This window comes from Acinetobacter sp. 231_lipA, from assembly GCF_058243005.1.
The window spans coordinates 2,650,059-2,664,202 of the sequence record NZ_JBZAYU010000001.1 but is presented as its reverse complement, the minus strand read 5'-3'; the positions used below and the strand labels follow the sequence as shown (position 1 = coordinate 2,664,202).

Sequence of the window (14,144 nt, the reverse complement as noted above, 5' to 3'; positions counted from 1 at the left end):
ACCCATGAGTGCCCAGTTATTTGTAGTCGCAACCCCTATTGGGCACTTAGATGACATGACTTACCGCGCAATTGATGTACTAAAATCAGTCAAAATCATTGCTGCTGAGGATACACGAACTTCAGCACAATTACTGAAACACTTTAATATTCAAACACCGCTCACCGCATGCCACGATCATAACGAAAACAACAAAATTGACATCCTTATTCAGCGTTTGTTGAAAGGTGAAGATATGGCGCTTATCAGTGATGCAGGAACGCCTCTTATCAGTGATCCAGGTTTTAAATTGGTTCGTGCGGCACAAGAGCATAATATCCGCGTAATCCCTGTACCGGGCGCATGTGCTGCCATTGCAGCTTTAAGCTCAGTGGGCTTACCAAGTGATCGTTTCAGCTTTGAAGGTTTTTTGTCCTCTAAACAAACCCAACGACTGGCAAGCTTGGAAAAACTCAAAGACGAAACGCAAACCCTGATTTTTTATGAGGCACCACATCGTATTTTAGACAGTGTCAGTGACATGACTAAAGTCTTTGGTGCTGACCGCCCTGTCGGTTTTGCTCGTGAAATTACCAAAACCTTTGAAACCATCAAGAAAATGACATTAGGTGAGTTGGTTGAATTTATTGCAAACGATCATCATCAACAAAAAGGTGAGATTGTATTGATTGTTGGTGGCGCGACCACTGAAAAAGATATGGCACAAGAAAAACTCGACCAGCTTTTAACGCGCCTCTTACAAGATTTGTCAGTGAAAGCCGCATCACAGTTAGCGGCTGATTTGACTGGCATCAAAAAGAAAATTGCTTACCAGCGCGCTTTAGAGCTAACGCAAGATCAGGCTGAATAGGCTTCGATAGCTTGAACTTAAAATAAAAGTATTGCTTTTTTGAAGGAAAAAATAAAGAGCAACAGACGTAAGTGCTTTGGCCTTTCTCTGCTGCTCTCCATGTTAAGCGGTTCCATGTGAACCGCTTAACTCAAATTATGTAGTTATGTCATTTAAAATTTATAAGCATGTGTATGGGTTGACTGATCGTCAGTTACAATCTCTATCGAATTAGCTTGCTTCTTGGTAAATACGACCGCCGGGTAGTTGGCAAAAGTATTGTTTCAATGCATCCAAACAACGATGGATCTTCATCGGCTGTTGTTCATGCTTTGAAATGATGGCATATAGCGTAAAGTTAGGGAGCTTCCACTCTGGAAGAACTTCCACTAAAGAACCGTTAACCAATTCTTTTTGCACATCTAAATATAAAATACGTGCAACTCCATGCCCATGTTGGCATAAAGTCTTTGTTACTAAAATATTATTACTGGCTACTCTTGATTTCATCTCAAGTTTAACCGCATCACCTGTCACCACATTTTTAAAATCAAAATCATGATTATTTTTCATAATCGTGATCGGAATAAGATCATGATTTTTCAAATCTTCAGGTCGTGAAATTGGTGCAGACTGATTCAAATAGCTCGGTGAAGCAACCAAAATCTGTTCCACGCGCGCCAATGGCACGACATGTACGCTTTGATCGTCAACCGTTGGACTCATTCTTAACGCAATATCAATTCGCCCATTCATCAAATCCACATAATGATTATCTGCTTCAATATGAATAGATAATCCGCGATGTGCAGACATCCAATGCGACAAAGCAGGAATCACATGATTGGCACCCAACTCTGGCGTAGTGGCTATTCGCAGCTCACCCACGAGATCATCGCGCAATTCATTGATACGTATTTTGCCACGTTCAGCAGCGGCGAGCATTTCTTGACAGCTGTGGAAAAAAGCCTGGCCTGCTTCAGTTAAATTCAACTTTCTTGTTGAGCGATGTAAAAGAACAACTTCCATCTCTTGCTCTAAAGAACGAATTTGCTGACTCACAGCACTTGTAGTGATGCCTAACTCACGCGCGGCACCACTAAATGAACTCTTTTCGACAACACAAGCAAAAACACCCATTGCCCGTAGTTGATCTAACATAAAATTCTCTCTGGATTCATGAGAAGTTTTCATCTATTTGATAAAAACAACTCATTGTATTATACGGTGAATTTTTTGCGTTGCATCCAAATTTTTTAATTTAATGGTAAAACTATAGTCGGATTGATTGGCTTGCCATCTAAGCGTACTTGGAACTCTAACATGGTGCGCGTTGCACCTGTGGATCCCATTTCAGCAATTTTCTGTCCTGCCGTCACATTTTGACCGCTCTTCACATTCATCGCACTGTTGTGTGCATATGCTGTGATATAACCATCAATATGCTTAACCAAAATTAAGTTCCCATATTCTTTCAATCCGTCTGCTGCATACACCACTTGGCCATCTGCTGCTGCATAAATTGGATCACCTTGGTTACCAGCATAGCGAATACCTTTTACATTATTTGCTAAATTATAACCTTGCAAAACAGCGCCATTACTTGGTTTTACCCAGCGTAAAGTTGAACTTTTCGAGCTCGCAACAGGTGCGGTCGGTACTTTAGCAGGAGTTGTTGTGGTTGTGGTGGTCGTATTTTGACTCGGGAGACCAACATTTTGACGTTGAATTGGGGCGGTTTGTGTAATAGGTTGCGTCGTGGTTGTACGTGGGCTACCCGAACCTTTTAAACGTAATGACTGCCCCACATAAATACGATACGGCGCAGCAATATCATTCATGTCCGCAACAGAGGTATAACTCAGCCCATAACGAGTTGCAATACCGCTCAGCGTGTCGCCTGAACGAACTGTATAATAGTCTGGTGCTTTCGCAAAACGTGTCGCATTGTTAACCTGTGGTTTAGAAGCACAACCACTCAAAATAACAGTTGAAACTACAGCAGTAGATAACACGACAGTTTTCAGTAGTGCTGTAGGAATTGCAATGAAACGAATTTGAGACAACACAGACATTTATCTTACTCTCTAAAAATACAAAAAATAATCAGTTTAATTTGCGCTAAGATTAGCAAAAAAGTATGTGAAAATAGTATCTCTGCGCGTATTTTCACAAAGTTATAACAAACAGCTGAATACATTCCTTGTATTGCTCAGCTGTAGCGCCTTTTAAGCACTTATTTGCCCTTGTAATGCATGCAAAACTTCATAGTTGGTTGCATCCATCTGAATAGGCGTAATACTCACAAAACCATTTGCCACAGCGAAAAAGTCTGACTCTACCTCATCATAGCCTCTTTTCGGTTCCGCCACAGCTTCACCTGCAAGCCCAATCCAGTACACTTGACGACCACGTGGGTCAACATGACTGGTAATCGGCTTAGACTGACGACGACGTCCTTGATAAGTAATTTTAGCGCCCTGTAACTCAGCGACATCTGGAATATTAATATTTAAAATATGGCGTGGTGGCAGTGCTGGCAAACCTTGTTTCACAAAGTCATGCACCCACTGTGCAGCATGATGATAATCTTCTGGACGATTGTACGAACGCACTTCAGGGCCCGCAAGTGATACCGCAATGGCTGGCTGTTTCATTAGACGCCCTTCAAATGCTGCTCCAACTGTACCTGAGTAGAGTACATCATCACCCAAGTTTGCCCCGCTATTGATGCCACTAACAACCAGATCAAACTCAAAGTCAAATAAGCCATTCATGGACAAATAGACGCAGTCCGCGGGTGTACCATTGACTGCCCACATGTCGGATGCAATTTCGATTGGACGTAAAGGTCGATCTAAAGTTAAAGCACTGGAAAAACCACTGCGTTCACTTTCGGGTGCTACAATCACCACGCGACCTAATGGACGTAAAGCATGTGCGAGCGCTTGAATACCTGGTGCAAAAACACCATCGTCATTAGCTATTATAAAATATTCACTGATGAATCTTCTTAAATCTATATTAATTTAGAAAATATATAAAAAAAACCTCTGTACACGACAAAAATAGATAACTCATTGAAATAATGTCATAATAATTGTTTTCTAACGACGAATACTATGACACATCTCAATGAGTTATATCTTATCTTAAACAAATATCTAAAATGGAACAAGTCACATTTAAAGTGCTTTGCGCTCATCATGCTTGTGATTATTTTAAAGCAAACATGTAATCTTTCTTCTGCATCTAAAGCCTTGCCCATCAAGTGCTTACCACAATCATTTTATCGACGTATGCAGCGCTTCTTTGCAGGTCAGTATTTTGATTATCGTCAAATTTCTCAGTTGATTTTCAATATGTTTTCATTCGACCAAGTGCAACTGACTTTAGATAGAACCAATTGGAAATGGGGAAAACGAAATATTAATATCCTGATGCTCGCAATCGTTTATCGTGGAATAGCGATACCTATCCTTTGGACATTGCTTAATAAACGTGGAAATTCAGATACGAAAGAGCGCATTGCTTTGATTCAACGCTTTATAGCCATTTTTGGTAAAGACCGTATTGTGAATGTGTTCGCAGACAGAGAGTTTATCGGTGAGCAGTGGTTTACATGGTTAATTGAACAAGACATCAACTTCTGCATTCGTGTTAAAAAAACTTCATTGTCACCAATCATTTAGGAAAGAATCATAAAATTAGTGATTTATTTCGCCATCTTAAAGTTGGTCAAATTGAATGTCGTAAACGACGGATTTTGGTTGGTCGGGTGAAACTATATATAAGTGCACTACAGTTAGAAAATGGAGAGCTTTTACTCGTCGTTTCTCCTCAGTTTAATGCCAATGCTATTCAGGATTATGCATTACGCTGGGAAATTGAAACCTTATTCAGTTGTCTCAAAGGACGCGGGTTTAATCTTGAAAATACGCGCTTGACAGACCCTAGACGAGTGAAAAAATTGATTGCGGTGTTAGCTATAAGCTTCTGTTGGTGTTACTTAACGGGTGAATGGCAACATGATCAAAAAAAAGTGATAAAAATAAAGAAGCATGGACGACTCTCAATGAGTTTATTTCGCTATGGTTTAGACTATGTTCAAATGGCGATTCAGCGTTTAATTGGTTTTGGGAAAAAAGAAGAGTTTAAGGAAATTTTGGCAATTTTAAGAAGGCAGAACCCTGATAGGATAAGGGTTCTGTGAAATTTGTCGTGTACAGAGAAAAAAAACATTTATTTAACTTTAAATTTAATCTATTTTAGTCTGTATTAGTTCGCACTAATCTGTCAAAAAACCGAGACTTTTGCGGGTAACTTAATGCTATCAGATACTAAAATAAAATCACTAAAGTCTAAAGAAAAAGCATATAGAGTGCTTGATGCAGAAAGGTTATACATTGAAGTTAGACCCACTGGCAAGAAAATCTGGCGATTCAAATATACATTAAAAGGAAGGAATGGTAAGTTTTGGTGAATATGCTATTGTCTGTCTAGCTGAAGCATGTAAAAGAAAGATGAATCTAGGATCTTATTAAAAGACGATATAAACCCTGTTGATGAAAAAAGAAAAAAAGGCAGAATCTGTTACGGCCTCATCCAATACTTCTACTGCTAACTGCATTCGCTAGCTCACTATCTACTGTATCACAGCTTATCTCTAAAACATTACTTATTTCACCTCCAACTTTACTCATGTTAATTCATCTATATTTATAAAAAATCAAAAAAAACTATTTTAAAAACCTAACCAAGCCTAAAACCATTAAAAAACATTCATATTGTTTTCATTAAGATAAATCATATATATACCTCCTTTCAAAAAACCAATAACCAACTTTTACATATTCAATCTTATAACAAGAAATATTGACATCCATTTTTCTTTCAAAAGCAAATTTTTTAGCGTAATATGGAAAACCACTAATACTTATATCCATGGTACTATAAACTTTACCATCAACATTCACATCATATAATAAAAAATCACTACTATTTCTATGACGATATTTTTTCTCTAAGAACAAGCACCCCCTAATAATATTTTTATCATCTAGCGCCAACTGTCTTGCTCTTTTTTCAAAAAAATAATCACTAATAAAAGGTTGAATAATAACCATTATTAAAATTGGATATATTATAAATTTCACATTACCCCCCTTATCACAACACATTCATAAAATCAAATATAAAAAATGATTTAAATATTTAATTAAAAACTTAGAAGAACTCATATCTTATTAAACGTTCTATTTCTACACGGCTTTGTTGTACAAACCTATTTTTGACAGCTTATTCAGAAATATAATTTTCAAATGAAAAAACCTATAACTGAATTTTATCGCTCAACGAATTGATCCTCTTATAATCAAGCCTTAATCAATCGAGTAAATATATTAATTTGGTTTAATCCTACCACTCAATGGCAGAATGCCATTTGCAACATTACTCCATGAAAAACGTATTTGGGCTGAAAAGAATTTAGCTCAAATTTAACCTAACAGTCTTAAGCAAATATCTGTAACTATCAGCTCAGGTTTGAGCTAGTATACACTATTATAAAAACACGCTTTAAGTATGAGTATATTGAGCCAAGTTATTCGCGTTTTTTACTCATTTCGGATAACAAATCCAGTTGTATTTCTTGTATTTGGGCTAACCTATTCCACTGATGCATCAACAGATGATCTAGTTTTTCATTTAAATGTTGAATTTCTAACTCTGCCTTTAAATTAATTTTATAATCGTTTTGTGAACGCAATCTGTCTTTGGCTTCCTGTCTGTTTTGGCTCATCATAATCACAGGAGCTTGAATCGCTGCAATACAGGATAAAATTAAATTTAATAAAATAAAGGGATATGGATCGGCAGGATGCGTGACCATGACCACTGTATTGACAATAATCCAAATGGCTAGGAAAGTAGCAAAGCACATGAGAAAAGCCCAACTACCACCAAAGGTCGCAATTTTATCTGCCAGCCTTTCCCCTAAAGTCCAATTTTGATCCAACTGATTTTCAACATTTTTGGTGATCACTTCATGTTGTTGCAAACTTTTAATCACCTCATATTCAAGATCAGTCACTTCCCCCTTTTCAGACTTTAACAGTGAATGAACATACTGAATTCGATACTTAGTTAAATCTGCTTGGCAAATATAACTTTGAGGCGACCATTCTGGAAAATCATGTGAAATTTCTTCGGTAATAGATTTTCGTATTGCCCCCATAGGAATGAGGTTTTTAATGAGGAATTTCTGCCCACAGACTAAACATTCATGACTTTGATTTTTTTCGCTCATGCTCGTTCTCTTTTATAATCATTATTGGTTTTGGGGGAGATAAACATCTTCGAACAAATTTTAAACCAATGTCAAATTTTCAGCACCACTCAGAGTAGCTCCTCATTAAGTTTTCTCTAGACAGTAGCCATGAATAAAAAAATGCCACAGATATAATCATGATTCTGTGTCTTAAATAAGGCTAAACAAGTTCATATCATCAGGCTAAAAATTAAAAAAATCCAGCTTTAGAGCAAGGAGACAATCAATGCCTAACTCCGCAAGGCCTATGCGTTTAGGTCTACTTTTTCATACAATATTGCTCACAGGTATCACTGCTAACGTAGATGCGAATACACCACCTGTAATGTTGACTTCTCCTAAAGATTTTATATACCCAGATGTAGATCTGGGTCTAAGTGAAAGTCTTTATCCAAATGAGGCCGCCACTGCTAAAGAAATCGCGAACATCATTGAAATGACGATCCGAAAACAATATTCCACAGATATCGCGCTACGTGATGCGCACCCTAAAGCACATGGTTGCGTACGTGCAGAATTTAAAATAAATGAGACATTGCCTCAAAACATGGCTTATGGTGTTTTTATTCCAGGAAAAACTTATCAAGCATGGATTCGTTTTTCGAATGGATCGAGTAATGCAAAACAGGCGGATATAAAAAAAGATGCACGCGGCATGGCGATCAAACTTTTAGCCGTGCCAGAGAAAAACCTTTTAGATGAACCTGCGGCTACGCAAGACTTCATTATGATCAATCACCCTGTATTCTTTGTAAATGACCCCGCTCGTTATCTATCATTTATACAAGATATCAATAGTGATCGATTTCTAAAAAAACTGCATGTCCCTTTTGCATTAGGAGCCAAAGGAACTTGGATTGCCTTGAACACTAGAAATAAAATTTCAAATCCACTGCAAACCAGATACTGGTCTATGGTTCCCTATCAGTTAGGAGTCGGCGATCATCGTCAAGCAGTAAAGTACTCTGCTCGTGCATGTTCAAGCGTTGTTAGCCCGATTCCAGCTACTCCTCAAAAGGACTTTTTAAGAGAGACACTTCGAACGACGTTACAAGATCGTGATGCCTGCATGGAGTTTTTAGTACAACCTCGGACATCCAGCGCAATGTCTGTTGAAGACTCGATGACGGAATGGAAAGAAGACCAAGCTCCCTTCTATAAGGTGGCCACTATTCGTATTCCTCAGCAAGTTTTTGATACCCCTGAGCAAAATAAGTTTTGTGAAAACCTATCCTTTACACCATGGCATGCATTAGCTGAACATAAACCACTGGGTGCGATAAACCGAATGCGCAAAGTCATATATGACCAGATTAGTCGCGTCAGACATGAAATGAATTCGGCTAAACAAACAAACGCTAACAATGTCGGAGATCAATAAGGAGTCCTATGGTTAAACTCGATGGCCTATTAATCTGTGTGTCTAAAGAAGAAGTCCATCTGGTGATGAAACTCCTTCCAGAACATATTGAATTAACTCATCAAGAAGAAGGCTGCATTTCTTTTGAGGTCAAGCAAAGCCACGACCCTTTTATCTGGGAGGTGCTAGAAGTTTTTGATAGCATGAAAAGTTTTAAGCATCACCAAAGTAGAACGGCCTCGTCCATTTGGGGAGTGAAAACACAAAATATTAAACGACAGTATAAAATATCTGAGGGTGAATAAGGTTTAACTTTCTAGCTATAAAATGACACTTCTATGACTAAAACTTGAAATAGCCCTCAAATGAAAGCTATCTCTATTCAGACCTTAAAATTTAAAATGTTCTGTACTAAAAAACACAATGAAGAATAGCGATTTTTGTATGGATCATCATGCATTGAGCAGGTGTTAAAGCTAAGAGCTTTTTAGTGAGCAATCGCTGCTGCTTTGGGTTTAAAAGCCACCAAACAAAAGACGATAAAAGCACATAGAACAAAGGATGCGCCAAATCGACTCAGATCCAACCCTCCGTGACTAATGGGCTTATCTAGGAAATCCCCCAGTACGGCACCTAATGGTCGCGTGAGTACAAATGCAGCCCAAAATAAGAAAGTTCTAGAGATTTTGGTCCACATATAAAGCATCGTCAGCAATAAAAGTAAACCGCCAAAGATAAGTGCTGCACTGGTATAGCCCAGTCCTTGCGTATCTGCTGTCCAATCCCCTAGCGCTGTGCCCAATGTTTGGGAAAACATAATGGTCAGCCAATAAAACGCTTCACTTTTAGAAGATTGAATACTCTGTACCGCAATTGACCCGCTGCTGTAGTACCACGCCAATAAAGATAAAATAAGCAGGCCAAATAAGATTAAGCTGCCACCTAAATAGCCCAGTCCTAAGGTACGATCAACATAGTCCGCTATAGTTGTCCCTAGAGTTGTTGTTGCAATGATTGTAGACCAATAAAAAAATGCATTATATTTTTTGGCCTTAATCTGTGCCGCAACGAATATTGCAAAAATAACGGCGAAGATACCCGTACTTACGATATATCCCAAATTAAGCGACATGGATAAGGCATCCCCCGCTGTTTCACCCAGAGTTGTTGCCGCAATTTTAATGATCCAAAACAGCAAAGTGACTTCAGGCACCTTGCTCAGCACCTCATGCAGTGTTTTTTCTTCAGTCATGATACGCACCCAAACCTTATTCTTTTGTCTATGCTGAATAATAGTGCTCACAACTGAAACCAATCTTAAATTTCAAAGACCTCGCCCATAGAGGCTGTTTATGGCTTTCAATAACACAACGTCCATAGACTTATTCATCCGCTTTCTAAATGGACTTGAAACCAAGCTGAGCTGAGTTAAACACCTAAGCTGTTGTTACTCGCTACCCGTAAAGACAGCTGTAAAATAAGCCATGGCAAATGTTCTGTTCGCATCAGTTTAATTTGCGATATTTTTGAATTCACCTGATTGACCCGTCTATAAGTAAAGGGTTTAGCTTAATGGAACAATGAACGAATGATGGAAACTATGCTTACTGTATCTCGCTTAGCGAAAAAACTCGGTTTATCCAGAACGACTATTCTCTATTATGAGAAACAGGGTTTATTAAAACCAAGCTTAATCGCTGAAAATGGATACCGGTGGTACGGTGAAAGTGAAATTGAGCGTCTTAAAAGCATCATCTCCTACCGTTCTTACGGACTATCCATTTCAGATATTCGCTTGCTTTTAGAACCACTTAGCATATCCCAAGGGCAGATCTTGGAAAATCATTTTCGGGCATTGGAACAAGAGATCAATAACTTAAGAGCTCATCAAAAAGCCATCATTGAGTTATTGAAAAAGTCCATTTTATTAAAGGAAAAGTTCGTGAATAAAGCCAAATGGGTAGAGATTATGATCGCAGCAGGTTTATCAAAAGAAGATATGATTAAGTGGCATCAAAAATTTGAAGAGATGGAACCTGAGGAGCATCAAAAATTCTTAGAGTCACTCAACATTACACAAGATGAGATTACGGCTATTCGAAGCTTATAGTGCTTTTTAGCTCTCAATATTTGATCATTTGAACATCAAACCCAATAGCTCTCATCTAAGCGCTATTGAGTTCACTGCTTACCTATCGTAAGCATTTTTTATCCCTAAATATTATTCCTGCACCAACAAGCAGATCATCCTAAAGACTGCCAAAACTGAAGATTAGAAGTCGTTAGGATGATCATTGGCGATTAAAAAGTCCAAAACAAAAAACTTTATTAAAAAATGACTGGTCAGAACTTTTCATTGAATTCTAATTGAAAATATATATATTGAGTCTCCGCATCCACCATAAATATGTGATTTTAAAAATGATTAAAAGCTTAACATTACGTAATTTCTTCGGATTAGGCATGGCTATCATGATTTCTCAATCTGCTTTTGCACTAGAGGGATTAAGCACAGAAGAAGCCAACACCATCGTGAAAGAAGATATTGCAGCAGCGCAAGTCATGACCGAATTTTGCCCTGCTTTGGTGGGTCAAGGCCCTAAAATTGAAAGCAACATTCAAACTTTAATTCAAACCTATTTACAAGACTACTCAGATAAGTCGATGACCTATGCAAAATTACAGTCAGACAGCGAATACCAGTCGATTCTGAAAGAAGCTCGTACAGATGCAAATGGTACTGACAAAGCAGAACAAAAGTCAGTATGTGATGACGTTGTAAACTTTGAAGGTTAATTCAAGTTCTACATCTATATCGCAAAGAAAGGATGAATAATGGGGTTATTCATCCTTTTTTATTGGACTGAAAAATGTAAAAACGATGAAGCGACTTCAACAGCTTCTATACATTTTTGCGCTTACATTTACTTAAAATTTGTTTAAGCTCATCCTATTATGGCAACAACATGTATGCACTTAGGGTTTATAATGAATTTAAATGTAATGAAAAAAGTGATTTTGGCAGTTTGTGGTTCTTCTTTGATTGCTATCGGTTCGGCTCATGCGGCCAATAAAGACGAAAATATTGAAGTAACTCCACTGCAACAAGTGACGCAGCAAGAGTTGGCTGCAATTTATGTCCTATCAGAAGTTTGTCCAAGTCTCGTTTCAGACCAGAGTCAGTTTGAAAATGGCTACAACACTTTGGCCAAAGAATATCTACCGCAACAGAAAAACCCGACTGAATACCTTAAAAGCCTCAGCAAAGAGAAAAAATTTAAGCCTATTTTAGCCGAAGCTCAAGCCGATGCGAAAAAAGCAGGTAAAGCGAAAAACCAAGAAATTTGTAAAGAATTGAGCACTTACAGCAAATAATACCAATTGGTTACAATATCTTTGAAATAAGCCGATTTCTCCCGTAGAAGTCGGCAGAACTTTGTCCTAAAATGCAAAGCTCTCGTGCTTATACTAAAGAAATCGGAACCCCTTAGAATGATTCAAAAAAGCGCCCTTGCTGCGGCATTACTCGTACCAAGCATTTCATTTGCAGCAACTGTCTTATCCTCACCACCAGAACTAAATAATAAATCATATGTGCTGATGGATTATGAGACTGGGCAAATCCTCGCATCTAAAAATGAAAATGAAAAATTAGCACCAGCGTCAATGACAAAAATGATGACGAGTTTCATTATTGAGCAAAAGTTGTTGGCGGGCGAGCTAACCGAAGATGAAAAAGTTCGGATGAACGAGTCTGCTTGGTGTCGTGGTAGTAGTTCGGAATCATGTATGTATGTGCCATTAAATGGTACTGCGACTGCATTAGAGATGTTACGCGGCATTATCATCCAATCGGGTAATGATGCATCTAAGGCTATGGCTGAGCACATTGCTGGGAACGAAGGCACTTTCGTTCACATGATGAACACTGAAGCAAAACGTATCGGCATGACCAATACCAGCTTCATGAACTCAACAGGTATGCCTGCTGAAGGTCACTACTCCACTGCTAAAGACATGGCAACGCTTGCACAGCACATCATTCACGACAGTTCAAAATATTATCCGATTTATTCTGAAAAAGAATTTACTTTTAACGGTATCAAACAAGGCAACCGTAATGCCTTGCTTTATACTGACCCAAGTGTCGATGGTTTAAAAACTGGTCATACTGACGAAGCGGGTTATTGCTTAACAACTTCGGCTAAACGTGGCCCAATGCGTTTGATTTCTGTGATTTTTGGTGCGCCAAGCATGCAAGAACGCGCAACGCAAACACGTGAAATTTTAGCGTGGGGTTATGCAAATTTTGAAACTAAAAATGTTCAAGCTGCGAACCAAGTTTTAGCAAAATCAAAAGTGTGGTTTGGTAAAGAAAGTGACGTACAAATTGGTTTAGCTGAAACCTTTAATGTGACTATGCCTAAAGGTCAAGCCAACGCAATCAAAACACAACTCGTGGTTCAACCGAAACTGACTGCACCGTTGAAAAAAGGACAAGTGGTTGGTAAATATGTAGCAAGCCTTGATGGTAAAGTGATTGCTGAAAAACCACTTGTGGCGCTGAAAGATGTTGAAGAAGCAGGTTTCTTTGCACGTATGCTTGACCACATCAAACAATTCTTCTCAAACTTATTCTAAGTAATATTTAGACTTAAGTTAAAGCATCCACACCTCGGTCTGGATGCTTTTTTATTTTATAATGGGCACCTACGCAAAGGCAGAACACCAACATGGCTAAAAATATTCGCCCTTATTTGAACAGCACTCCACAGCTTGGCAACAACTGCTATATCGATGAAATGTCGGTAGTGATTGGTGATGTCATCTTGGCTGAAAATGTTTCTGTGTGGCCTTTTGCCGTGATTCGTGGTGATGTAAACCATATTCAGATTGGTAAAAACTCAAATGTACAAGACCATGCTATGCTGCATGTTAGTCATAAAAAAGCGGACAAACCAAATGGCTCGCCTTTAATCATTGGCGAAGATGTCACGATTGGTCACCATGTTACCTTACATGGCTGTACGATCGGCAATCGGGTTTTGATTGGTATCAATAGCATTGTTTTGGACGATGTCATCATTCCTGACGATGTGATGATTGGCGCAGGAACACTAATTCCACCAGGGAAAGTACTGGAAAGTGGCTATTTATATGTCGGTAGTCCTGCCAAAAAAGTTCGTCCTCTAACAGAAAAAGAGTTGGCATTCTTACCGTATTCAGCACAAAACTATGTCAAAGTATCGGGGCATTATTTAGAGTCATAATCATTGGGAGCATTTTGCTCCCCTTTTCGTATCAGATCAAATAACAATATTCCCTTCAAAAATGCTGAATCTGCGGATTAATACTTCTCAAATGCTGTCACTAAAAAATCAATTAATGAATCATTTCGGGTTTTGGCTCCCAGTTTGGAATCACTTTGACCAAACGCCCTTCTTTTAAATCATTATGAATAATCAGCTCTGGTAACTTGGCAGTCCAAGTCCACCACAATACCTACATAGCCTAGCGGATGAAGACAATACCTAAAGCTTGGAACTAAGCTACTAATTTTATATTCATAACATAGCCACCACCGCCTAAATTTTGTAGAATACTCCTTTTACCCCATGGTGCTTTTA

16 protein-coding genes and 1 pseudogene are annotated in these 14,144 nt (G+C 38.4%); 11 read left to right on the top strand and 6 right to left on the bottom strand.

All coding sequences use genetic code 11. The features are described from left to right. Positions 1-4 precede the first annotated feature (4 nt). Positions 5-850 carry a 16S rRNA (cytidine(1402)-2'-O)-methyltransferase gene (gene rsmI, locus AC4CUX_RS13070; protein ID WP_201950799.1) on the top strand — a complete coding sequence of 282 codons (846 nt, stop codon included), beginning with the start codon at positions 5-7 and terminating at the stop codon, positions 848-850. Between the two features lie 210 nt (positions 851-1,060). Here rsmI and AC4CUX_RS13065 read toward each other — a convergent pair whose 3' ends face one another. From AC4CUX_RS13065 to surE, 3 genes are all read right to left on the bottom strand, one after another. Then, on the bottom strand, positions 1,061-1,990 hold the full coding sequence (locus tag AC4CUX_RS13065) for a LysR family transcriptional regulator (RefSeq protein ID WP_010326350.1): 930 nt from the start codon (positions 1,988-1,990) through the stop codon (positions 1,061-1,063). Between the two features lie 95 nt (positions 1,991-2,085). After that, positions 2,086-2,904, bottom strand: a complete 819-nt coding sequence (locus AC4CUX_RS13060; RefSeq protein ID WP_176537436.1) for a peptidoglycan DD-metalloendopeptidase family protein — start codon at positions 2,902-2,904, stop codon at positions 2,086-2,088. Positions 2,905-3,057: 153 nt separating this feature from the next. Further along, positions 3,058-3,819 (bottom strand): 5'/3'-nucleotidase SurE, encoded by a 762-nt coding sequence (gene surE, locus AC4CUX_RS13055; protein ID WP_201953883.1) that lies wholly within the window; start codon positions 3,817-3,819, stop codon positions 3,058-3,060. A gap of 132 nt (positions 3,820-3,951) precedes the next feature. Here surE and AC4CUX_RS13050 point away from each other — a divergent pair. Further along, a protein-coding gene (locus AC4CUX_RS13050) for an IS4-like element ISAba1 family transposase (RefSeq protein WP_088631513.1) occupies positions 3,952-5,042 on the top strand; the annotation gives its coding sequence in 2 pieces (ribosomal slippage) (positions 3,952-4,492 and positions 4,492-5,042; 1,092 coding nt in all). 114 nt (positions 5,043-5,156) lie between these two features. Continuing rightward, positions 5,157-5,312 carry an Arm DNA-binding domain-containing protein gene (locus AC4CUX_RS13045; RefSeq protein ID WP_227556994.1) on the top strand — a complete coding sequence of 52 codons (156 nt, stop codon included), beginning with the start codon at positions 5,157-5,159 and terminating at the stop codon, positions 5,310-5,312. A gap of 313 nt (positions 5,313-5,625) precedes the next feature. On the opposite strand, the gene AC4CUX_RS13040 is transcribed toward AC4CUX_RS13045, so the two are convergent. Beyond that, on the bottom strand, positions 5,626-5,985 hold the full coding sequence (locus tag AC4CUX_RS13040) for a hypothetical protein (RefSeq protein WP_201950789.1): 360 nt from the start codon (positions 5,983-5,985) through the stop codon (positions 5,626-5,628). 165 nt (positions 5,986-6,150) lie between these two features. On the opposite strand from AC4CUX_RS13040, the pseudogene AC4CUX_RS13035 reads away from it, so the two are divergent. Then, positions 6,151-6,261 (top strand): annotated as a pseudogene (locus AC4CUX_RS13035) (IS5/IS1182 family transposase); the annotation flags it as partial. Between the two features lie 170 nt (positions 6,262-6,431). Here the strand turns inward: AC4CUX_RS13035 and AC4CUX_RS13030 are convergent. Further along, a complete protein-coding gene (locus AC4CUX_RS13030) occupies positions 6,432-7,136 on the bottom strand; it encodes a DUF1003 domain-containing protein (RefSeq protein ID WP_078388870.1) in 705 nt (234 codons plus the stop codon). 247 nt (positions 7,137-7,383) lie between these two features. On the opposite strand from AC4CUX_RS13030, the gene AC4CUX_RS13025 reads away from it, so the two are divergent. Continuing rightward, on the top strand, positions 7,384-8,538 hold the full coding sequence (locus AC4CUX_RS13025; RefSeq protein WP_262470872.1) for a catalase family protein: 1,155 nt from the start codon (positions 7,384-7,386) through the stop codon (positions 8,536-8,538). Between the two features lie 8 nt (positions 8,539-8,546). Then, on the top strand, positions 8,547-8,822 hold the full coding sequence (locus AC4CUX_RS13020) for a putative quinol monooxygenase (protein WP_151836993.1): 276 nt from the start codon (positions 8,547-8,549) through the stop codon (positions 8,820-8,822). Positions 8,823-9,004: 182 nt separating this feature from the next. Here the strand turns inward: AC4CUX_RS13020 and AC4CUX_RS13015 are convergent, their stop codons facing one another. Continuing rightward, positions 9,005-9,769 carry a COG4705 family protein gene (locus AC4CUX_RS13015; protein ID WP_062034481.1) on the bottom strand — a complete coding sequence of 255 codons (765 nt, stop codon included), beginning with the start codon at positions 9,767-9,769 and terminating at the stop codon, positions 9,005-9,007. Positions 9,770-10,105: 336 nt separating this feature from the next. Here AC4CUX_RS13015 and AC4CUX_RS13010 point away from each other — a divergent pair, with 336 nt between their 5' ends. From AC4CUX_RS13010 to AC4CUX_RS12990, 5 genes are all read left to right on the top strand, one after another. Beyond that, the gene (locus AC4CUX_RS13010) at positions 10,106-10,627 is read left to right on the top strand and encodes a MerR family transcriptional regulator (RefSeq protein ID WP_004694198.1); all 522 of its coding nucleotides are present in this window, start codon (positions 10,106-10,108) and stop codon (positions 10,625-10,627) included. A gap of 311 nt (positions 10,628-10,938) precedes the next feature. Next, entirely contained in the window at positions 10,939-11,313 is a 375-nt protein-coding gene (locus tag AC4CUX_RS13005) for an MCR_0457 family protein (RefSeq protein WP_035326613.1), read from the top strand. A 192-nt stretch (positions 11,314-11,505) separates the two neighbouring features. Beyond that, positions 11,506-11,892 (top strand): MCR_0457 family protein, encoded by a 387-nt coding sequence (locus AC4CUX_RS13000; RefSeq protein ID WP_004694202.1) that lies wholly within the window; start codon positions 11,506-11,508, stop codon positions 11,890-11,892. 117 nt (positions 11,893-12,009) lie between these two features. After that, on the top strand, positions 12,010-13,158 hold the full coding sequence (gene dacC, locus AC4CUX_RS12995; protein WP_004694204.1) for a D-alanyl-D-alanine carboxypeptidase PBP5/6: 1,149 nt from the start codon (positions 12,010-12,012) through the stop codon (positions 13,156-13,158). A 92-nt stretch (positions 13,159-13,250) separates the two neighbouring features. After that, the gene (locus AC4CUX_RS12990) at positions 13,251-13,787 is read left to right on the top strand and encodes a gamma carbonic anhydrase family protein (RefSeq protein WP_151836996.1); all 537 of its coding nucleotides are present in this window, start codon (positions 13,251-13,253) and stop codon (positions 13,785-13,787) included. Positions 13,788-14,144 lie beyond the last annotated feature (357 nt).

What these genes read in the sequence shown, in the direction of transcription:
- rsmI (WP_201950799.1), top strand. Translation starts at nt 5, where the DNA reads ATGAGTGCCCAGTTATTTGTAGTCGCAACCCCTATTGGGCACTTAGAT.
- AC4CUX_RS13065 (WP_010326350.1), bottom strand. Translation starts at nt 1,990, where the DNA reads ATGTTAGATCAACTACGGGCAATGGGTGTTTTTGCTTGTGTTGTCGAA.
- AC4CUX_RS13060 (WP_176537436.1), bottom strand. Translation starts at nt 2,904, where the DNA reads ATGTCTGTGTTGTCTCAAATTCGTTTCATTGCAATTCCTACAGCACTA.
- AC4CUX_RS13045 (WP_227556994.1), top strand. Translation starts at nt 5,157, where the DNA reads ATGCTATCAGATACTAAAATAAAATCACTAAAGTCTAAAGAAAAAGCA.
- AC4CUX_RS13030 (WP_078388870.1), bottom strand. Translation starts at nt 7,136, where the DNA reads ATGAGCGAAAAAAATCAAAGTCATGAATGTTTAGTCTGTGGGCAGAAA.
- AC4CUX_RS13025 (WP_262470872.1), top strand. Translation starts at nt 7,384, where the DNA reads ATGCCTAACTCCGCAAGGCCTATGCGTTTAGGTCTACTTTTTCATACA.
- AC4CUX_RS13020 (WP_151836993.1), top strand. Translation starts at nt 8,547, where the DNA reads ATGGTTAAACTCGATGGCCTATTAATCTGTGTGTCTAAAGAAGAAGTC.
- AC4CUX_RS13015 (WP_062034481.1), bottom strand. Translation starts at nt 9,769, where the DNA reads ATGACTGAAGAAAAAACACTGCATGAGGTGCTGAGCAAGGTGCCTGAA.
- AC4CUX_RS13010 (WP_004694198.1), top strand. Translation starts at nt 10,106, where the DNA reads ATGATGGAAACTATGCTTACTGTATCTCGCTTAGCGAAAAAACTCGGT.
- AC4CUX_RS13005 (WP_035326613.1), top strand. Translation starts at nt 10,939, where the DNA reads ATGATTAAAAGCTTAACATTACGTAATTTCTTCGGATTAGGCATGGCT.
- AC4CUX_RS13000 (WP_004694202.1), top strand. Translation starts at nt 11,506, where the DNA reads ATGAATTTAAATGTAATGAAAAAAGTGATTTTGGCAGTTTGTGGTTCT.
- dacC (WP_004694204.1), top strand. Translation starts at nt 12,010, where the DNA reads ATGATTCAAAAAAGCGCCCTTGCTGCGGCATTACTCGTACCAAGCATT.
- AC4CUX_RS12990 (WP_151836996.1), top strand. Translation starts at nt 13,251, where the DNA reads ATGGCTAAAAATATTCGCCCTTATTTGAACAGCACTCCACAGCTTGGC.